Annotated in this window: 21 protein-coding genes and 1 pseudogene; all 22 read right to left on the reverse strand. The window is 39.2% G+C overall.

The genetic code is table 11. The annotated features are described in order from the left end of the window. Positions 1 to 7: 7 nt before the first annotated feature. Positions 8 to 1,282, reverse strand: a complete 1,275-nt coding sequence (gene obgE, locus F606_RS0107670) for a GTPase ObgE (RefSeq protein ID WP_019553299.1) — start codon at positions 1,280 to 1,282, stop codon at positions 8 to 10. Positions 1,283 to 1,422: 140 nt separating this feature from the next. Further along, positions 1,423 to 1,713: a 50S ribosomal protein L27 gene (gene rpmA / locus F606_RS0107675; protein ID WP_019553300.1), complete on the reverse strand. Its 291-nt coding sequence runs from the start codon at positions 1,711 to 1,713 to the stop codon at positions 1,423 to 1,425. A 7-nt stretch (positions 1,714 to 1,720) separates the two neighbouring features. Next, the gene (locus F606_RS0107680; protein WP_019553301.1) at positions 1,721 to 2,041 is read right to left on the reverse strand and encodes a ribosomal-processing cysteine protease Prp; all 321 of its coding nucleotides are present in this window, start codon (positions 2,039 to 2,041) and stop codon (positions 1,721 to 1,723) included. A gap of 9 nt (positions 2,042 to 2,050) precedes the next feature. Beyond that, entirely contained in the window at positions 2,051 to 2,362 is a 312-nt protein-coding gene (rplU, locus tag F606_RS0107685) for a 50S ribosomal protein L21 (RefSeq protein WP_019553302.1), read from the reverse strand. A 147-nt stretch (positions 2,363 to 2,509) separates the two neighbouring features. Further along, the gene (locus F606_RS0107690) at positions 2,510 to 3,952 is read right to left on the reverse strand and encodes an Rne/Rng family ribonuclease (protein ID WP_019553303.1); all 1,443 of its coding nucleotides are present in this window, start codon (positions 3,950 to 3,952) and stop codon (positions 2,510 to 2,512) included. 18 nt (positions 3,953 to 3,970) lie between these two features. After that, a pseudogene (locus tag F606_RS0107700) lies at positions 3,971 to 6,503 on the reverse strand (TIGR03960 family B12-binding radical SAM protein). Between the two features lie 145 nt (positions 6,504 to 6,648). Continuing rightward, positions 6,649 to 7,752 carry a rod shape-determining protein RodA gene (gene rodA / locus F606_RS0107705; RefSeq protein ID WP_019553304.1) on the reverse strand — a complete coding sequence of 368 codons (1,104 nt, stop codon included), beginning with the start codon at positions 7,750 to 7,752 and terminating at the stop codon, positions 6,649 to 6,651. 163 nt (positions 7,753 to 7,915) lie between these two features. Next, complete coding sequence (gene minE, locus F606_RS0107710) at positions 7,916 to 8,194, reverse strand: cell division topological specificity factor MinE (protein ID WP_019553305.1); 279 nt, start codon at positions 8,192 to 8,194, stop codon at positions 7,916 to 7,918. Between the two features lie 13 nt (positions 8,195 to 8,207). Next, on the reverse strand, positions 8,208 to 8,996 hold the full coding sequence (minD, locus tag F606_RS0107715; protein WP_019553306.1) for a septum site-determining protein MinD: 789 nt from the start codon (positions 8,994 to 8,996) through the stop codon (positions 8,208 to 8,210). Continuing rightward, positions 8,996 to 9,631 (reverse strand): septum site-determining protein MinC, encoded by a 636-nt coding sequence (minC, locus tag F606_RS0107720; RefSeq protein WP_019553307.1) that lies wholly within the window; start codon positions 9,629 to 9,631, stop codon positions 8,996 to 8,998. The genes minD and minC overlap by 1 nt, the downstream gene beginning before the upstream one ends. Before the next feature lie 101 nt (positions 9,632 to 9,732). Beyond that, positions 9,733 to 11,517 (reverse strand): penicillin-binding protein 2, encoded by a 1,785-nt coding sequence (mrdA, locus tag F606_RS0107725; protein WP_019553308.1) that lies wholly within the window; start codon positions 11,515 to 11,517, stop codon positions 9,733 to 9,735. A gap of 75 nt (positions 11,518 to 11,592) precedes the next feature. Beyond that, a complete protein-coding gene (mreD, locus tag F606_RS0107730; RefSeq protein ID WP_019553309.1) occupies positions 11,593 to 12,087 on the reverse strand; it encodes a rod shape-determining protein MreD in 495 nt (164 codons plus the stop codon). Beyond that, positions 12,084 to 13,007 carry a rod shape-determining protein MreC gene (gene mreC / locus F606_RS20750; protein ID WP_019553310.1) on the reverse strand — a complete coding sequence of 308 codons (924 nt, stop codon included), beginning with the start codon at positions 13,005 to 13,007 and terminating at the stop codon, positions 12,084 to 12,086. The genes mreD and mreC overlap by 4 nt, the downstream gene beginning before the upstream one ends. Further along, positions 13,007 to 14,041: a rod shape-determining protein gene (locus F606_RS0107740; protein WP_019553311.1), complete on the reverse strand. Its 1,035-nt coding sequence runs from the start codon at positions 14,039 to 14,041 to the stop codon at positions 13,007 to 13,009. Before F606_RS0107740 ends, mreC begins: the two co-directional genes overlap by 1 nt. A 46-nt stretch (positions 14,042 to 14,087) precedes the next feature. Further along, positions 14,088 to 14,783: a RadC family protein gene (gene radC, locus F606_RS0107745; protein ID WP_019553312.1), complete on the reverse strand. Its 696-nt coding sequence runs from the start codon at positions 14,781 to 14,783 to the stop codon at positions 14,088 to 14,090. Beyond that, positions 14,780 to 15,346, reverse strand: coding sequence for a Maf family protein (locus F606_RS0107750; protein ID WP_019553313.1), 567 nt, complete (start codon positions 15,344 to 15,346; stop codon positions 14,780 to 14,782). Before F606_RS0107750 ends, radC begins: the two co-directional genes overlap by 4 nt. Positions 15,347 to 15,371: 25 nt before the next feature. After that, positions 15,372 to 15,647, reverse strand: coding sequence for a DUF4321 domain-containing protein (locus F606_RS0107755; RefSeq protein WP_033368243.1), 276 nt, complete (start codon positions 15,645 to 15,647; stop codon positions 15,372 to 15,374). 248 nt (positions 15,648 to 15,895) lie between these two features. Next, the gene (locus F606_RS0107760; RefSeq protein WP_026329299.1) at positions 15,896 to 17,173 is read right to left on the reverse strand and encodes an ArsB/NhaD family transporter; all 1,278 of its coding nucleotides are present in this window, start codon (positions 17,171 to 17,173) and stop codon (positions 15,896 to 15,898) included. Between the two features lie 229 nt (positions 17,174 to 17,402). Next, a complete protein-coding gene (locus F606_RS0107765; RefSeq protein ID WP_019553316.1) occupies positions 17,403 to 17,786 on the reverse strand; it encodes a biotin/lipoyl-containing protein in 384 nt (127 codons plus the stop codon). Positions 17,787 to 17,832: 46 nt separating this feature from the next. Continuing rightward, the gene (locus tag F606_RS23345) at positions 17,833 to 17,979 is read right to left on the reverse strand and encodes a hypothetical protein (protein WP_019553317.1); all 147 of its coding nucleotides are present in this window, start codon (positions 17,977 to 17,979) and stop codon (positions 17,833 to 17,835) included. A gap of 14 nt (positions 17,980 to 17,993) precedes the next feature. After that, a complete protein-coding gene (mmdA, locus tag F606_RS0107775; RefSeq protein ID WP_019553318.1) occupies positions 17,994 to 19,523 on the reverse strand; it encodes a methylmalonyl-CoA decarboxylase subunit alpha in 1,530 nt (509 codons plus the stop codon). Between the two features lie 56 nt (positions 19,524 to 19,579). Then, positions 19,580 to 19,975 (reverse strand): methylmalonyl-CoA epimerase (mce, locus tag F606_RS0107780; RefSeq protein ID WP_019553319.1); only part of this gene is annotated, 396 nt, incomplete at its 5' end.

Consider the following 19,975-nt stretch of genomic DNA (forward strand, 5'->3'; position numbering starts at 1 on the left):
CTAAAAACTATTCTTTATATTCAAATTCCATATCCATAATATGAACTGTATCGCCTTGCTTTACACCACGCTCTTTGAGTTTTTGTTCAATTCCTTTAACACGCCAAATATATTGGAAACGGCGCAATGCTTCATCATTATTAAAGTTCGTCATTGCAACCAATTTTTCAAGAGCTTTACCGGATACAACAAATTCACCTGACATATTACGCGAAATCGTAATATCTTCTTCAATCGCCGGTTCATAGATTTTCACTTCTTCAATAACTTCTGGTTCTTCAACATATTCGTCGAGCATTTGTGAAACACATTCCATCAACGCTTGCAAGCCATCATTGGTAGCAGCTGAAACCGGGAATATTTTTACACCTTCTGCTTGGGCCAATTTCTGAAGTTTTTCATAGTTTTCTCTAGCTTCCGGCAGATCCATCTTATTCGCCGCAATAACCTGCGGACGTTTTGCAATGCGTTCACTGTATTTTTTAAGTTCGTGATTAATTTTATGATAATCCTCAACCGGATCTCTGCCTTCTATTCCTGATGCATCCAAAACATGGATAATGACCTTGGTACGCTCTACATGGCGTAAAAAATCATGGCCAAGTCCAACGCCTTCAGCAGCACCTTCAATCAACCCTGGTATATCTGCCATAACAAAACTATGTTCTTCACCTAAGCTTACAACTCCCAGTACCGGGGTAATTGTTGTGAAGTGATAGTCTGCTATTTCCGGTCTCGCAGCAGAGACCATCGAAATAATACTTGATTTACCAACACTTGGATAACCAACCAAACCAACATCTGCCAATAATTTCAATTCCAGCAGTAAGTTTTTAGCCTCACCGGGCTCGCCAAATTCCGCAAAAGTCGGAGCTCTGTTGGCACTCGTTGAAAATTTCGCATTACCACGACCGCCACGGCCACCTTTAGCAATCACAACTTCTTGACCGATTTCGGTCAAATCTGCCAAAACTTCGCCAGTCGCTTCATCTTTTATAATTGTCCCCTGTGGAACCTTAACATAGCAAGGTTCTCCAGCATGGCCATAACAATTTTTAATCTCGCCTTTTTCCCCATTTTTACCAACAAATTTATGATGAAAACGAAAATCAAGCAATGTATTCATATTGTTATCCACAACAAAAATAATGTCTGCCCCACGTCCGCCATCGCCGCCGCTTGGGCCGCCTTTTGGCACAAATTTTTCGCGGCGAAATGCGGATTTACCATGGCCGCCATCGCCAGCTTTTACGGTTACTTTTGTTCTATCTATAAATTGCATATATGTCTCCTTTAATCTCTTCTTTGTGATGTATAAAAAGCTGGTATTAGACCAATACCAGCTTTTTATACATCACAACAATCTACGCTTAGCAGAATAAAACAATACCTGCGTCTATAAAAGGCGCAGGTATCAGTTAATTACATAGCTTCTTCCACAGCATAAACACTAATTTGTCTGTTATAACGGCCTTTGCGTTCAAAAGCAACTTTACCAGAAACCTTAGCGAATAACGTATCATCTTTACCGATACCAACGTTTTGCCCTGGATGGAAGTGAGTGCCTCTTTGGCGAACTAAGATACTACCTGCTGTTACAACTGTACCAGCATGCTCTTTTACACCAAGACGTTTCGATTCACTATCACGTCCATTACGCGTACTACTAACACCTTTTTTATGGGCGAATAACTGTAATTCAAAATTAAACATACTCATTTCACCTCCTGTGCTCTAAAATGTGAATACTCTTAGGATTTATATTTTCGATCTCTTTTAATCCTAGAATCATTGTTTCCAAAATAGCATCTGTCAGATCATCCGGTGCATCTTTCAAAACTGTATACAAATCGCCGCTTTTAACACGATAATCCATATCACGATGCAAATACTGTCCCAGCCCTAAAAGTGCTGTCTGCGCAAGTGCAGAAACTGCTGCACAAACGATATCTTGTCCGTAGTCAGCGGTATTAGAATGACCTTTTACCTCAAACCCGGTTACATAACCTTCCGATTGACGAAAAATTTGAATTTTAATCATCTTATTAAATTAAGCTTCAATTTTTTCGATAACTAATTTTGTGAAAGGTTGACGATGACCCTGACGACGACGATAGTTTGATTTTGCTTTGTATTTGAAAACTAAAATCTTTCTATTTTTGCCCTGAGCTTCAACCTTAGCTGTTACTTTAGCGCCTGCAAGAACAGGTTTGCCGATAAGTACTTCGCCATCTTTTGCAATGGTAAGAACTTCGTCAAAAGTAACAACATCACCTTCATTTGCTACTATTTTTTCAACAGTGATAACATCGCCTTCTGCAACACGATATTGTTTACCACCCGTTTTGATAATTGCGTACATAATTACACCTCCCTATAAAATACTCGCCGATTACGGTATAGTCAAAACTATTTTTACAACCTCATCGTGCGGTTTGGGAAAACACACATACATGTGCTTACATCATAAAATTCTATCATAAGCAAATAATCTTGTCAATCTCTATTATTAAGAGTTCAATTGTAAGATAGAATAAACCTCCGGATGCATACCTGGGATTTTTTCTATTTGTATTTTAAAACCAAGTTCTTTGCCCAGAGTTTCCAATATTTTTGATTGATCTAAAACCGCCACTACTCGCTCATGAACCTGAACGAGATAGCCATTTTCTGCATGACGGTTTTTTTCCATACGCCTTAAATCTCGGCTGATTTTAATACTCAATGTTTCTGGTGACTCCACAAGACCGCGACCATGACAATATGGACATTCACTATAAATAATACTTTCAAAATTTTGGCGCGATTTTTTACGCGTTATTTCAACAAGCCCTAATGCCGTAATGTCAACCACATTTGTTTTCGTTTTATCCTGTCGTACTTTTTTCTCCATAAGTGCCAGAAGCTGTCCTTTTTGGCTAGCTGTTTCCATATCAATAAAGTCGATAATAATAATACCGCCAATATCGCGCAAACGAATCTGTTTCGCAATTTCTACAGCCGCTTCCATATTGGCTTGAAACACGGTATCTGCTAAATTCGCCTGACCAACAAACTTACCGGTATTAACATCAATGGCGGTAAGGGCTTCGGTCTTATCAATGACAATAAATCCACCTGATTTAAGTTCGACTTGCCGTTTTCCCAGATTCTCAATTTCTTTTTCAATTTGATACATCTGAAAAACCGACTTACTACCCTCATATAATTCTACTTTATCAATGAGTTCCGGCGATGTATATTTGAGTAAATCCAGCACTCGCACATAAGCATCTTTATTATCAAGTACCATCTTATCTATATTTTCCGTAAAATAATCCCGCACAATCCGAATAACAAGATCGGCATCACGGTATAACAAAGTAGGTGGATTGGATACTTTATTTCTTGCCATGAGAGAACTCCATAGTCTGGTAAGATATTCCACATCTTTTTGCAAAGCTGTCTCACTTTTACCCGCTGCAACGGTTCTGACAATCATCCCCATCCCAGTCGGACAAATTCGTTCGGCTATCTCTTTCAATCGTTCACGCTCAGTTTCAACTTCGATGCGTCTTGATATTCCAATATAATCCACAGTTGGCATCAATACGATATTGCGTCCTGGCAGCGTTAAATGGGTAGTAGCACGCGGACCTTTTGTACCAAGCGCATCCTTGACAATCTGAATTGGCAGGTTTTGCCCTATATGGATTTTTTCATGACTTGAGATGGCCTGCACCGCTTCTTTTGGCAGTCCATCCCCAATATATAAAAATGCATTTTTTTCCTGCCCGATATCAACAAAAGCTGCCTGCATTCCCGGCAATACGTTTTGTACCCTGCCTTTATAAATATTGCCAACTAAGTGGGCGCTTTCCGTCCGCTCTACTGAAATTTCTAAAAGATCGCCATCTTCAATAATAGCGATTCGAGTCTCTTCTGGAACGATATTCACAATAATAGACTTCATCGCTTCATCTCTCCCAATCTATACCAGATCGATCGGGGTTTGCCCCCCGGCATATAATCCTGTACGATGAATCAAAGCCTCATCTTCCAGAATCGGCATCGAAAATTGTGTTTTAAACACCTGTAAGATTTCACCTGGTTTCACACTGCCTGCAGGTGTTATTTTCGTCTTCATCGTAAAAACAATCATTTCATTTACAAACGTGACCTGTACTGCCTCTTGCATGTACTGCTTTATTTCAACTTCTTTACAAGATTTCGGTGTTCTGCGAATATACGTAACGGCTTGTGCCAAATTATAAGCTTGCATTGCCTCACAAATAGCTGTTTGGTCCCCGGTCAGCGGTATTTTCACATTATATTCGGCAAGATCAACAATTGCCATCATTGCCTTTTGTTTGCCCTCAAACATTTTTGCCCGCAGAAGTTTTACCCCTGGTGGCAAGGCTTGACGAAGTCTATCGCAAAATACATTTTCTTCTACAGACTCTTTCAGTTCAATATCCATATATTCCGCAGCACTTGTTACACCTACCGCCAATGCAGAAGCAAACGAGATTTTCATATGCGGATTGAAGCCCTCCGAATAGGCAACCGGCAATTTTGCCCGACGAATCGCCCGTTCCATAATGGATGCATAATCAAGATGTGATACATAACGAATTTCATCGCCCTTGGTAATCTCCGTCCGAAATTTAGTCATGACGCTTCCCCCAATCCACTACTTTTACATCAAGATTCGGACAAACTCCACAAGCACTGCATTTACCATGCCGGCAATCTTCTGTAAGTTCTTCTTTTAAAGCATGATGATATTCTCTAAGCAAAAATTCTTTATTAACCCCAGGCGTTACATGTTCCCATGGCAAAAGTTCATTTTTGCTGCGCTCCCGCTGATTGTAAAAAGCTGGATCAATGCCACAAGTTTCAAAAGCTTTCATCCAGATATCATATCTAAAAAGTTCTGACCAGCCATCGAATTTTGCACCTTGTTTGAACGCTTCATAAATAACTTTGCTGAGACGACGATCACCACGCGTAATAGCTCCTTCAAGATAGCTGATGTGTGCATCATGGTAGTTAAACTGAATCGCACGATCACGGATATGCTCTTTTAAAAGTTTCTGTTTTCTGGCAAATTCCTCCTGCGTATTTTGCGAAAACCATTGGAACGGTGTATATGGTTTTGGCACAAAACAAGCCACACTGACCGTGACTCGCGCCCCACGTTTACCAGTAACCTGCCGATATAAGTCAACCACTTTCTGTGCCAGTCGAGCAATCCCAATAATATCCTCATCTGTTTCAGTCGGCAGCCCCATCATAAAATACAATTTCACGGTATTCCAGCCATTTTCAAAAGCACTCGTTACGGCTTGTTCAAGGTTTTCTTCCGTCACACCTTTATTAATAACGTCACGCAGCCTCTGGGTTCCGGCTTCCGGGGCAAATGTTAAACCACTTTTCCTGACCTGCTGCAATTTATGAGCAAGTTCGATCGAAAAACTGTCTATACGCAGTGAAGGTAAGGAAAGTGCCAGTTTTTCCTTTTTAAAATCTTCCATAATATCTGTCACAAATTCGCCCAAACATGAATAATCCGCTGAGCTAAGTGAGGTCAACGCCATTTCATCATAGCCTGTCGATGCAACGAGTTGTTTTGCCAGGGCGCGCAGTTTCTCTGGTGTGCGTTCACGTACCGGTCTGTATGAAATCCCCGCCTGACAGAAGCGGCAGCCTCTTGTACAGCCACGAAAGAGTTCTAACATGATCCGATCATGCACAATATCAATATAAGGTACCACAGGGCTTTCGACAAAAGTAACCTCATCCATATTTTTTACAACTCTTTTTTGAACCAATGGGCGCGCTTCTGGATAGATAGGCAAAACAGATTCAATTAAATTCTCATCATTATACTGTACCGCATAAAAAGATGGTACATAAATTCCGTCCAAAACCGCAAGTCGTTTCAACAAACCTTGCCGACCCTGAACACATCCATCTTTTTTCCATTGAATAAAGCACTCGACGACTTCAACAATGATTTCTTCACCTTCACCAATAATAAAAAAATCAAAGAATTCCGCAATAGGTTCCGTGTTATATACACATGGTCCGCCACCGACAATAAATGGATCGGTATCCTTTCGTTCCAACGCAAAAAGTGGTATATTGGCTAAATCCAGCATATTTAAAATATTAGTGTAAATCATTTCATACTGCAAAGAAAAACCGACAAAGTCGAACTGCGACAGTGGCGTAAATGTTTCCAATGAATACAAAGGGATTTTATTTTCCCGCATTTTAGCTTCCATATCAATCCATGGTGTATACACTCGTTCAGCAGCCGTATCCTCACGCTTGTTCAAAATCTCATACAATATTTTCAAGCCCAGATTTGACATACCTACTTCATATACATCGGGCAAAGCAAGCGCAAACGTACACTGCACCTGTGCATGATCTTTTTGTACTGCATTAAATTCATTGCCTGTATACCTTGCTGGTTTATTGACCGCATGAATCATTGCCGGATCAAGTTTTACCATATAATTTAATAACCTCCATTATCTATTCAAAATTAAACATAAACTATCATACCGACTATTTGATCTACTCTATATTATAGCTTGAGCAAATAAGTCTAAATTCCCCATACGAGAAATAGGGCACCATGCTTAGCACCCTGTTTATTTAAAATAAGATTTTTTGTCTTCGCATATAGATATTCAACAAAATACCAATTGACATCATATTAGTCGTAAGAGAACTAACACCATAACTCATGAGCGGCAGAGGAATACCGGTAACCGGCATAATACCAGTTGTCATCCCAACATTCACAAGCACGTGAAATGCGAGCATTGATGAAATCCCCACCGCTAACAACATTCCAAAATTATCACTAGCCTCACGGGCGATTTTCACCCCACGATAAAGAAGAATGAGATATAGAATCAGCAAAATAGCCGCTCCAACAAAGCCAAGTTCTTCACCAACAACTGCAAAAATAAAATCTGTGTGGTTTTCTGGCAAAAAATTAAGCTGACTCTGCGTGCCGCCAAATAACCCTTTTCCAAAGAGCATGCCGGAGCCAATCGCAATTTTAGATTGGATAATATGATATCCTGACCCTAACGGATCTACATTTGGATCCATAAACACCATGATTCGCATTTTCTGATAATCTTTTAAAAAGTGCCATAAAACCGGCAAACAGGCAATACCTGCACCAAAAATCATTGCCAGTAAACGCAAGTTGACCCCCGCCGCAAAAATCATACCAACAAAGATTGCTAAAAAGACGAGAGAGGTACCTAAATCCGGCTGCTTCAACACAAGCAGAAACGGTACTCCTAAATAAGCTGCAATTGGCAATAAATCCTTAAACGTATTAAGTTTGCCAATTTTATCTTCCAATATTGCTGCTAAAGAAATAATCATAATTATTTTTGAAAACTCCGATGGCTGCAATGTAATCGGTCCAATTTGTATCCAACGTTGTGCTCCTAGAGCCGATTGTCCAAGCACCATAACAGCAACCAGCATAATTAAATTGAAAATATAAAGACGATTTCCATAATGCTGCAACATTTTATAATCGAAATTCAATAGAAAAAAAATCAATAGACCATTAATGATTGCGAAAATCCCCTGCCGCTGCACAAACCAGTAGCGTTCATCACTTGGTGTATTGATATGCGTAGCACTCCCAATGATAACTAAACTTATAACAATGATTGCAGCTACTGTGGCAATCATTGTTATATCCAATCTTCGTAACAATCTGTTATTCATAATAATTTACCCTTTAGGTCCCCCTGTTATTTTCGTAAAAAAGAGTTTTTCTTTTTTACGCGTACAAAATATAACGTAAATGCACAACCCAAAATGGTCTTTTACGCATTTCGCAAAAGACCATTGACTACAAAAAAGTCACAATTTCGCCTGCATGTTTGATTCATCTTCGGATACCAGAATTATGTTTCATTCTATTTACCGGAATATTCGCCACGAGTGCTACGGACGTTTCATCATTAGCCAAGGTGATTTCCATATCCTGCTTGTTTATTTCCATATAATTTGAAATCACTTTTATGATATCATCTTTCAATAGTTTCATTACTTCCGGTGAAATATTGGCTCTGTCGTGAATCAAAACTACTTTTAACCGATCCCTAGCTACTTCTTTTGATGATTTATTTGTCTTACCAAACATTTTTATAATCGATTCCAACATCCCATCAACCTCCTTACCAGCCAAAAACGCGTCGCAATTTCACCAAAAATCCATCTTCCAAAAACTCCATAAATGGAATTTCCTCACCACAAATACGTCCAACAATATTACGATAAGCTTGCCCTGCCTCAGAATTACGATTTGTAATTACAGGGTCACCTCGATTCGTTGACGTAACAACCAACTCATCATCTGGTACTTGTCCTATACATTTAATCGATAAGATCTCATCAATATCATCCATATCAAGCATATCACCATTTCGCACCATTTGTGGACGAATGCGATTGACAATCAGTTCAATGTCTTCCTTATCAGCTCGCCCCAGTTCGCCAATAATTTTATCGGCATCACGCACAGCTGATATTTCAGGCATCGTCACAACAATAGCCCGATCTGCGGCAGCAATTGCCGTCTTGAAGCCCTGTTCAATACCAGCAGGGCAATCAATTAATATATAATCAAATTCACTGCGAAGCTCATTACAAAGCGCTATAAGTTGTTCTTCATTCACTGCCATTTTATCTTTAACCTGTGATGTTGGCAGCAAATAAAGTGTATCATATTTTTTATGGCGAACCAGTGCTTTTTTATATGTAACACGGCCCTCCGTCACATCAATCAAATCATACATAATTCGATTTTCAAGCCCCAGCAATAAATCTAAATTTCTTAGGCCTGTATCTGTATCAATCAATACAACTTTTTTGCCTCGCTCAGCAAGACCTACCCCCAAATTTGCCGTCGTCGTCGTTTTACCAACGCCGCCTTTTCCAGAAGTGATAACAATAACCTCACTCATTAGCCAGCCCCCAATCTATGTACCGGTTCAATCACAATCATTTCATCTCGTATGAAAGCACGTTCCGTACATTTTGTTTTTTCTATGTGGTCGGGCGCCCTGGCAACCAATTCTGCAATACGAATCTGCATTGCCATCATATGATCAGCAATAACAAACGCATTTGAATCACCAAATGCTCCTGCATGGACAATACCGCGACACACCCCTTGAATATCAATATTCCCACCGGCGATAATCTTAGCACCGGGATTTACATTTCCCTGAATCACTATGGAACCATTACAAATAATCTCTTGGCCGCCGCGGACTGTTTTATTAATAATCGTCGTTTCCCGTATTCCCGGAATTTCAGCTTCTATTTCTTCCTGTTTTCTTGAAATTGATTTTTGCAGAGAAAAATCCACAGCTTGTAATGTTATCCCGTAACGTTTAAATAACAAGCTCAGTTCGGCTTCCTGCTCTTTGGTGAGCCGATTTGCAGCTACCTTGATGATTGTTCCTTCTGAAAAAAAATTAAGTGCAGACTCCAATTTTTTTTTCAATTGATCCCTAATGTTACCAAAATCCGCTGTTTCGTTTAAAATCAGTTGTAATCCAACCCGACTGCCTTTAAACATCACATCTTCACTCATAAGTACTCCCACACTTTATTTGTACAGTTTATAGTATTTAAAAGATTACTTCGCTTTTTTTTGACATATTCCTGCTTTTTTTTAATTTGTCAATATATCAATTACTTTTGTGCTGCATCCTCTGGATTTACAATACCAAATGCCGCCTCTAAAATTTTTTTACCAATTGGCACCGCCGACTGTGAACCAAAACCCCCTTGTTCAACGAGAACCGCCACTACAATATTGGGATCGTCAAATGGCCCATACGCAATAAACCAACCATGATCTTTTCCTTGTGAATTTTCAGCTGTTCCGGTCTTCCCTGCAATTTTAACTGGAAAATCTTTACCGAACGAAGATGCCGCAGTTCCGACCGTTGTAACTTCCCGAAGTCCATCTTGGACAAGTGCTATGATATCTGGACTGACATCAAGCCGCCCTAGCTCTTCCGGTTTAAAATCTTTCAGTACCTGCCCATTTGGATCGGTAATCTGTTTTACGAGATACGGTTTATAGCGAATGCCACCATTGGCTATTTCACTCATTACAACAGCGATCTGCAGTGGTGTTACCAAATTGAACCCCTGTCCAATGGCAGCATCAAAGGTTTCCGATAAATACCAATCATCATCAAAAACTTTTCGTTTATAGGCGCGGTTCGCCACAAGACCATCTGATTCATAAGGCAAATTGATGCCAGTTCTAGCTCCCAAACCAAACATGCGGCCATATTTCTCCAGTTTATCAATACCTAAACGATTACCCATTTCATAAAAATAAACATTATCAGAATGAGCCAATGCCATTTTAAAGCTAATCCAGCCTAATGCCTCGCCTTCGGAGTTAACCTTGGGAATAATCCAGTGACGTCCCGAGTCAAAGATCATTTCGTCCGGACCTACCTTCCCTTCTGATAAAGCAGCTGTCCCCGTGATAATTTTAAAAGGAGACCCTGGCGGATATTCACCAGTAATTGCTTTATTATCAAGAGGAAAATTGGGATTATCATTAATCATCTTCCAATCTTTATTGGAAATGCCGCGGGCAAAAAGATTTGGATTGAAAGCTGGCCTACTTACCATTGCTAAAACCTCACCTGTTTTAGGATTAAGTACTACGGCAGCGGCAGCTTTCGCATGAATTTTGAGCAGCTGTTCATCAATCGCTTTTTCAGCGACTTTTTGAATCTTCTCATCAATTGTCAATGTTAAATTCGCACCAGGTATCGGTTCTTTTCTGCCTAAAATCTGTACTGGTTTACCTGTAACATCGACTTCAACTTGTTCACCACCATCTGTACCGCGTAATTCTTTATCATAAACTTTCTCCAAGCCGAATTTACCAATAATATCACCAGAGCGATACCCTTCGCCTTTACGTTTTGCAAGTTCGTCATCACTAATTTCGCTCACATACCCAAAAGCATGGGCCGCCATATCCATATTTATATAATTTCGAATAGGCTGTACTTCAATGACAACCCCCGGATACGCCTCTTTTTGTTCTTCAATAATTGTAAGAACTTCCGGCCCAATATCTGTTTTTATACGAATCGGATCAAAACCACTATGCTGATCAATTTTCTTGTGAATTTCTACTTTATCCACCTTAAGTAGTGTAGATAATCGGTCTATTACATCTTCAGAAATCGGTGCTGTCAGTGGAAGTAACGATACCGTAAACCCTGGACGATTTGACACAAGCAACGTTCCATTTCTATCATAAAAAATACCACGCGGTGCCATAGCTGGAATCAGCCTGATGCGGTTACCATCAGCAAGTCCAGCATAATATTCACCATCATAAACTTGTAAAAACCCGAGTCTCGCAATCAATACAAAAATAACAACCATCACTGTAATGGATAGTATTTTCAATCGTCCTTTAAAATCTTTCGTGACCACCAGTATCCCTCTCCCATAAACCTAATAATTAAGGCACCCAGAAAACAAGGTGCCTTAATTATTATTCAAAGAATTTTAACGTTTTTCTTTTACCAATTCACAAATTTTATAAACGAATTTATGCACTGGAAAAGCAAATATTACATTATACAGCAAGAGCGGTAATAATATATGCTCCATATGATGCATCAAATTAAACCGATAACCTAATAATACCATAAGCACGGCTGAAATGAAATAATTTAAACTTGTTGCAATTATCATTGACATAATAGGCAAAAAGAAATTTTCTTTAAATACTTTATGCTCAACAAGTCCAAATGCATAACCTAAAATCATTTTACAAAATGTATTCATCCCAAAAAAAGTACCCGAAGCCAAATCCTCCAACAGTCCGGCCGAAAAACCCATCAAAAATCCAAACCGACTTCCCCGCAATAAACTAAAAGAAATAACCACAATCAATAAAATATCAGGACTAACACCATTATAAGCAATGATCGGTAGTAAAGACGACTGCAAAATATATAAAACCACTAAGCAAATGCCCCAAATGAAACACTTCTTCATTTGGTATCACCTGCTGCTGAATCTGACTCAATCGCAGTTTGTTCAGGTACTGTCGGTGCAAGCGGTGCGGGTAAGGCTTCCCGCGAATTTATAATCACGGCTACTTCTTCTAATTTTTGAAAATCAACGGCTGGTTTTAATATAGCATATTTTAAAAGTCCGCCCTCATCATTGTCGATTTGATCAACAATGCCTACAGCAAGTCCTTTTGGATATACACCGCCAAAACCAGATGTAACAATTTGATCACCTTCGACAACATCCGCATCACGAGGGATATTAACCATACGGGCCATCATTTTATCATCTTTATTGCCTTGAACAATGCCTGCAACTCTCGATTCAGGCCGCTGTACAATCGTCCCAACGGCAGAACGAGGATCTAAAATCAGTTCAACTTTGGCCGAAGAAGAAAAAGCTTCCACAACATTTCCTACAAGTCCTTGAGACGTAATGACTGCCATATCTTTTTTCAAACCATCGTTTGTCCCACGATTAATCATAATCGTATTGGTCCAAGTAACTGAATCCCGAGCAATAACAGTTGCAATCACAAGATCAAACTGCGTTGATGCTTGTTTATAGGCAAGCATCGTGCGCAGTCTTTCATTTTCCGATGCCAACTCATTCGACTGTAAATTTAAAGCACGCAATTGTTCTACTTCTGATTTCAGCATTTTATTTTGTTCATAAACCGTAGCAATCTCCCATACTGATGAAGTCACATAACGAATTTCATTGTTTACTGTACTAATCAAGCCTTGAAATGGCGCCAATGTTGTCATTACAATCCGTTCGCTGAGCGGAAATTGGTATCGCCCACGGGCCGCAAAGAAAATCAGACAAAATACGCTGACCACAACAAAGATAAGTATCCATATTTTTTTATTTGAATTTGTCTCTTTTCTTACTCTATTCATTATCTTAACTTTTTAGGTGTCATTACAACACGTTTCAAAAGTTCTATACTTTCTAAAGATTTGCCAGTTCCTTCACCAACACAAGACAATGCATCTTCGGCAACGAGTACTGGCATACCCGTTTCATGACTCAACAATTTATCCAAGTTGCGTAAAAGAGCACCACCACCCGTCATCATAATTCCATGATCCATGACGTCTGCCGCAAGTTCTGGCGGCGTTTTTTCAAGAGTTCCTTTTACAGCCTCAATGATTTTCTGGATTGGTTCACTGAGCGCTTCTTTAATTTCACTCGACTTGATCGTCAATGTTTTAGGTAAACCACTAACCAAATCCCGGCCACGAATATCCATCGATGCATCACCAGTTGGAACAATTGCTGAACCAATCTCAATCTTGATTGCTTCCGATGTACGTTCACCAATCATTAAATTATATGTTTTTTTGATATATTGACTAATTGCATCATCCATTTCATCGCCGCCAATACGAATAGAACGACTCGTCACAATACCACCAAGAGAGATCACGGCAATTTCTGTCGTACCGCCGCCAATGTCTACTACCATACTTCCCATAGCCTCTTCCACTGGAAGTCCCGCGCCAATTGCTGCAGCCATTGGTTCTTCAATCAAATACGCTTCACGAGCTCCGGCCTGCATCGCAGCATCAACAACCGCTCTTTTTTCAACTTCCGTAACGCCAGACGGGACACCTATTACTACGCGAGGCCGCACAAAAGATTTTGTATTCATCGCTTTTCTGATAAAATATTTAAGCATTGCTTGTGTTACATCAAAATCAGCGATTACGCCATCTTTCATTGGTCTTACTGCAACGATGTTACCAGGTGTACGACCAATCATTTGTTTTGCTTCTTCACCAACAGCAAGAACCTCACCGTTATCACGCTGAATAGCAACTACAGAAGGCTCACGAAGCATGATCCCCTTCCCCTTTACATGCACTAATGTATTTGCAGTACCGAGGTCGATACCCATGTCATGCGACAAACCACCAAAAAGATTCCACATTTTTTACATAAACTCCCTTCAACATATAAACCATAATCAAATACTATTATTCTATCATACCTTTTTCTTTTAAGCTAACATATTTGTTATCTCCTATAATAATATGATCCAACACCGGAATATCCATGATAACTCCTGTTTGAATCAATTTTCTTGTTACACAAATATCTTCCTTACTGGGGCTCGGATCACCACTCGGATGATTATGAATCAAAACGATTGCCGCCGCCGCATGGTACATCGCTTCGCGAAAAACCTCACGCGGATGGACAATCGACGCACTTAAACTACCAATAGAAACCGTATGTACTGCCAAAACATGATGTTTCGTATTCAGCAGCATTACGATAAAATACTCTTTGGTTTCATAACGAAAACGAGGCATAACATAATCTACAATATCACGAGGTTTCTCAATAACAGTCCGAAGCTCAGCCGTCTGTTCCGCAAGGCGTCGGCCAAGTTCAATCGCAGCCAAAACCGTAACTGCTTTCACCGTACCAATACCCTTAATTTTACTAAATTCATGGGGCGACAAATTAACAATAGAGGCCAATCCTCGTTCTTTATATTGCGCCAGCAGCTTTTCAGCTACATGAAGCACAGAATCTTCTTTTGTACCGGTTCGCAATAGAATCGCTAATAATTCTGCATTATTTAACGACTGAGCGCCTTTTGCCAATAACTTTTCTCGCGGTCTTTCTGCCACGGGTAAGTCCTTAACCATAGGCATGTTATTCATCGTAAATCAAGACCAGCTCTCTTAGCAAGTTTTAACAAATTATATAAAGGCAGACCAACTACATTGGAATAGCTTCCTTCAAGCTGTTTCACAAAAGCTGCTGCATAGCCTTGAATTGCATATGCTCCGGCTTTCCCCATTGGTTCTCCAGTCGCTATATAGTCTTTAATTTCAGCATCTGTCAAAAGACAAAATGTCACATTTGTTTTTACCACATCATACCAAATTTCTTCACCTTTCGCCAAAACGATACCCGTATACACTTGATGTGTATTTCCTATTAAAGCTTTAAGTATCCGAAACGCATCTTCTTGATCAACCGGTTTCCCATAAACATGTCCGGCAAATGAAACAATCGTATCTGCCGCCACTACAGGAAGAACTATATTTTCTCGCTTGACCACGTCTTTGGCTTTAGCCAATGCATTGTTAATAACCAATTGTTCCGGTGGTATGCCCGCTCCATTATTTTCTGTAACAGCACTCGGCACACAATAAAATTCACAACCAATTTGTTTTAACAATTCCTGACGACGCGGCGATTCTGAAGCTAATATAATCAAAATACAACCTCCCAAGAATTGTTTGTTAATATTTTCTAAAAAGAAAAACAGCCAATAAAACACCAAAAATGCTCATAAGATTTGGCGCAAAAACAAGGCCAAATGACAGCTGAATAACATATAAATTTATATGCACTGGACTTAAATCAAGGATGGAATATGTTTGTACCAAATAGGGAACAATGCCATTCAACGCTGTTATTTCTTTCATTAGCTCTCCTAAAATACCGCCTAAGACTGCTCCTATAACCACAAACAATACACATATACCAACACTTTTTGTTGACCCACGCAATATCATAGCCTCCAATCACCAATGGGTTCATGTTTAATACTCTTACCGAATTCTATAATTTCTATTTTGTATACAAAAATCCCTGCAAAATAAAAATTTTTCTCAAAAACACTTACGCAGTGAGTATTCATCTTGTATCAATCAAACGATATTATATCACATATACCTTTGAATAAGCCATGAAAAATAGAAAAAACCTACATTTTAATATTTCTACACACCCTTTTTGCAAAACCAAAATTCGTTTCTTGCTTTTACATTAAATAGCGCAAATATACATACACGGTCGATAAACAAATTGTTAAAATCATGATAGGAAACCCTACTTTAATATATTGAATAAATGAAATCTTATAACCCGCTTCTGCCGCCATCCCAGCTACGATAAGATTAGCTGAAGCGCCTACGATCGTCCCATTCCCGCCAAGGCAAGCTCCTAGGGCCAAACTCCACCACAAAGGTTCTAAATTTGTTACTCCCATTGTTCCCATATTTTGAATGAGAGGAATCATAGTGGCTACAAATGGAATATTATCTAAAAAAGCTGACAAGATTGCACTAGCCCATAAAATCAGCAATGAACTTTTTGTTATATCACCACCTGTTAATTCCATACCTTGTTCGGCAATCCATTTAATAGCCCCAACCTCTATCAAACCACCAACAGCGGCAAATAAACCAATAAAGAAGAAAATTGTTGTCCATTCTACTTTATCAAAAGCTTTCTCAATAAATTTATGGTCCCGCTTGCCAATCAACAGTAAAATAAATGCACCACCTAAAGCTACTAAAGAGGATTCCACCTGAAAGCTCTGATGTGTAAAAAATCCAAGAATTGTAAGCGTCAAAACACCTAAACATTTTTTTAACAGCATTGGATCTTTCAGTACCTTTTTTTCATCGAGCATCATCAATTGCGCTTTAAGCTGCGGTGTAGTCACGAGTGAATCACGATATAACATAATCAAAACAAGAATCACAGCCATTAAATTAATGAAAGCGATTACTGCTAAATTTTCAATAAAAGCTAAAAATGTCAATTCCGGAACTGCACTCCCAATCATGATGTTAGGTGGATCGCCAATCAGTGTAGCCGTTCCACCAATGTTTGATGCAATGATCAACATAATTAAATAAGGAATTGGCTTAACCTTAAGTTTATTCGTTATGCTTAGCGTTACAGGCACCATCAACAAAACCGTCGTAACATTATCAAGAAATGCGGAAAATACAGCTGTAATAAACGCCAAGTAAAATAAAATACGGACTGGCTTCCCTTTTGCTTTTTTGGCAGACCAAATGGCAATATAATTAAAAAGCCCCGTCTGTCCCGTTATTGATACAATAATCATCATACCAATCAACAACCCAAGTGTATTAAAATCAATATGCTGTAAAGCTTGTTCTTGCGTTAAAACACCAGCTGTAATCATCAAAATCGCCCCCAGCATTGAAACAATAGTCCGATTTATTTTCTCTGATACAATAAATACATACATGCTAATAAAAATAACAGCTGCTACAATTGTCATATTTTCCATAAAAACCTCCACTTTATTACGATTCCTTTATAAATATATATAAAGGAAAAAATCCACGTTAATGCGTCAATTTACCTAAAAAAACACAAAAAGGAGCCTGGTTTGACCAGACTCCTCCAAAAAACCTTACTATTCATTTACATATAGTATACCAAAAAATGAAGACAAATAAAAGGCCATATACGAAATTATAGCGTATATGGCCTTTTATTAAAGAAACTTAAGCAATAATAACTAAAGCTTCACCAGGTTTTACACTTTGACCAGCGGCAACATTAAATGCTTTTACTGTACCAGCTGCTGGAGCTGTAATTTCATTTTGCATTTTCATAGCTTCAAGAATCAATAAAACGTCGCCTGCTTTGACAGCTTGACCTTCTGCCGCAACAAGTTTCACGATTTTACCAGGCATTGGTGCATTCACTGCTGTTTCACCAGCTGCGGCAGCCACTGCTGCCTTTGCTGCTGGAGCTGGAGCTGCTGCTGCTTTAGGAGCTGGAGCCGCTGTTTTAGGAGCTGCCGCTTTAGGAGCCGGAGCTGCTTTCACTTCTTCAATTTCAACATCGTAGGCAGTACCATTAACTTTAATATTAAATTTTTTCATTTTTATTCCTCCAAAACGATAAATTAAATTTATTTAAATAACGATTTTACATTGAATTACGGCGACCAGCCATAACCCAAGCATCACTGCGTGTAATACGCACAGCAACCACTTTTTTACCAATCATCATCTGCACTGCAGCTGAAATAGCGGCAATTACTTCTGGATTGATATTTTGTGCATCAATTTTCATTACAAACCTTCTCCTTATAATGGAATATTGCCATGTTTTTTAGCAGGGCTATCTTCGCGTTTGCTAGCAAGCATGTTCAATGCCGTAATAATACGAGGTCTTGTTTCACTTGGTTCAATAACCATATCGACATAACCACGTTCCGCAGCTTTATAAGGTGTTGCAAACTCTTCAACATATTCAGCAGTTTTAACAGCAACATCAGGATCTTTACGGAAAATAATATTGGCCGCACCAGCAGGTCCCATAACAGCAATTTCAGCTGTAGGCCAAGCCATAACCTGATCAGCACCCAGTTCATGTGAGCACATCGCAATGTAAGATCCGCCATAAGCTTTACGTATAATAACTGTAACTTTTGGTACAGTTGCTTCACAATAAGCATATAACATTTTTGCACCATGACGAATAATACCGCCATATTCTTGATCCGTACCTGGTAAGAAACCTGGTACATCTACAAGATTTACGACTGGAATATTGAAGGCATCACAAAAACGAATAAAGCGAGCTGACTTATCGGATGCATTGACATCAAGGCAACCTGCCATTACTGCTGGTTGATTCGCAATAATACCAACGGATCTACCATCAAAACGAGCAAAACAAGTAATGATGTTCTGCGCGAAATGTTCATGAACTTCATAAAAATCGCCATTATCAACTAAGGATGTAATAACATCTTTCATGTCATAAGGCATATTAGGATTATCAGGAATAACCGTATTTAGACTTTCATCCATACGAGATGCATCATCATCCGTTTCAACAATTGGTGCGTCTTCCATGTTATTGCTCGGCAAGAAACTCAACAGATAACGAATCTGATTTATACAGTCTTCTTCATTTTCTGCAGCAAAATGAGCCACACCAGAAGTAGAATTATGAGTCATTGCTCCACCAAGTTGTTCTGCTGTAACTTCTTCTGCCGTAACAGATTTTATAACAGCCGGACCCGTAATAAACATTTGGCTCGTATTTTTCACCATATAAATAAAGTCAGTGATAGCTGGTGAATATACAGCTCCACCAGCACATGGTCCCATGATTACAGAAATCTGTGGAACAACACCCGATGCTGCTGTATTTCTAAAGAAAATATTTCCGTAACCACATAATGCATCAACAGCTTCTTGAATACGAGCACCGCCTGAATCATTGATTCCAATAACTGGCGCTCCCATTTTCATAGCCAAATCCATAACTTTACAGATTTTAGCTGCATGCATTTCGCCCAGTGACCCACCTTCAACTGTGAAATCCTGTGCATATGCATATACGAGACGGCCATCAACCGTACCATAACCGCTTATAACTCCTTCGGCTGGTAAATCTTTCTTTTCCTGACCGAAGTTCGTACAACGATGTTTCATAAACAGATCTAATTCGACAAAAGTATCTTCGTCAAAGAACATATTAATGCGTTCACGAGCTGTCATTTTACCTTTTGCATGTTGTTTTTCAATACGAGCAGCTCCGCCGCCCTGCATGATCTTTTCTTTGGTTTGATTCATAAGATCAATCTTTTCTTGAACAGTAGCCATTATATACCTCCTACAAAAACTAGCGTATCTTTAAAAATACAAGTTATGTGTAAATTTTATTTATTGCGTTGGCAAAGTTCAACTAAAATACCACCGGTAGATTTTGGATGAACAAACGCAATACTTGATCCGCCCGCACCATAACGTGGTTTTTCATCAATCATACGAACGCCTTTTGCCAATAAATCTGCAATCGTTTGTTCAATATTATCAACGCGAAGTGCAATATGCTGAATCCCGTTTCTGCCATTATTTTTTTCAATGAATTTTGCAATTGGACCATCTGGAGACGTCGATTCCAAAAGTTCTAATTCGCTGTCACCGGATGGTATAAAGCAAACTTTTACTTTTTGTTCTTCAACTACTTCTTCGCCTGTTGCTTTAAGACCAAGAATATCTGTATAGAATTTTTTTGCTTCTGCTAAGTCAGCAACAGCAATACCAATATGATC

It is taken from the genome of Propionispira raffinosivorans DSM 20765 (assembly GCF_000381065.1).
Classification (GTDB): Bacteria; Bacillota; Negativicutes; order Selenomonadales; family Selenomonadaceae; genus Propionispira; species Propionispira raffinosivorans.

What these genes read in the sequence shown, in the direction of transcription:
- obgE (WP_019553299.1), bottom strand. Translation starts at nt 1,282, where the DNA reads ATGCAATTTATAGATAGAACAAAAGTAACCGTAAAAGCTGGCGATGGC.
- rpmA (WP_019553300.1), bottom strand. Translation starts at nt 1,713, where the DNA reads ATGTTTAATTTTGAATTACAGTTATTCGCCCATAAAAAAGGTGTTAGT.
- F606_RS0107680 (WP_019553301.1), bottom strand. Translation starts at nt 2,041, where the DNA reads ATGATTAAAATTCAAATTTTTCGTCAATCGGAAGGTTATGTAACCGGG.
- rplU (WP_019553302.1), bottom strand. Translation starts at nt 2,362, where the DNA reads ATGTACGCAATTATCAAAACGGGTGGTAAACAATATCGTGTTGCAGAA.
- F606_RS0107690 (WP_019553303.1), bottom strand. Translation starts at nt 3,952, where the DNA reads ATGAAGTCTATTATTGTGAATATCGTTCCAGAAGAGACTCGAATCGCT.
- rodA (WP_019553304.1), bottom strand. Translation starts at nt 7,752, where the DNA reads ATGAATAACAGATTGTTACGAAGATTGGATATAACAATGATTGCCACA.
- minE (WP_019553305.1), bottom strand. Translation starts at nt 8,194, where the DNA reads ATGTTGGAATCGATTATAAAAATGTTTGGTAAGACAAATAAATCATCA.
- minD (WP_019553306.1), bottom strand. Translation starts at nt 8,996, where the DNA reads ATGAGTGAGGTTATTGTTATCACTTCTGGAAAAGGCGGCGTTGGTAAA.
- minC (WP_019553307.1), bottom strand. Translation starts at nt 9,631, where the DNA reads ATGAGTGAAGATGTGATGTTTAAAGGCAGTCGGGTTGGATTACAACTG.
- mreD (WP_019553309.1), bottom strand. Translation starts at nt 12,087, where the DNA reads ATGAAGAAGTGTTTCATTTGGGGCATTTGCTTAGTGGTTTTATATATT.
- mreC (WP_019553310.1), bottom strand. Translation starts at nt 13,007, where the DNA reads ATGAATAGAGTAAGAAAAGAGACAAATTCAAATAAAAAAATATGGATA.
- F606_RS0107740 (WP_019553311.1), bottom strand. Translation starts at nt 14,041, where the DNA reads ATGTGGAATCTTTTTGGTGGTTTGTCGCATGACATGGGTATCGACCTC.
- radC (WP_019553312.1), bottom strand. Translation starts at nt 14,783, where the DNA reads ATGAATAACATGCCTATGGTTAAGGACTTACCCGTGGCAGAAAGACCG.
- F606_RS0107755 (WP_033368243.1), bottom strand. Translation starts at nt 15,647, where the DNA reads ATGATATTGCGTGGGTCAACAAAAAGTGTTGGTATATGTGTATTGTTT.
- F606_RS0107760 (WP_026329299.1), bottom strand. Translation starts at nt 17,173, where the DNA reads ATGACAATTGTAGCAGCTGTTATTTTTATTAGCATGTATGTATTTATT.
- F606_RS0107765 (WP_019553316.1), bottom strand. Translation starts at nt 17,786, where the DNA reads ATGAAAAAATTTAATATTAAAGTTAATGGTACTGCCTACGATGTTGAA.
- F606_RS23345 (WP_019553317.1), bottom strand. Translation starts at nt 17,979, where the DNA reads ATGAAAATTGATGCACAAAATATCAATCCAGAAGTAATTGCCGCTATT.
- mmdA (WP_019553318.1), bottom strand. Translation starts at nt 19,523, where the DNA reads ATGGCTACTGTTCAAGAAAAGATTGATCTTATGAATCAAACCAAAGAA.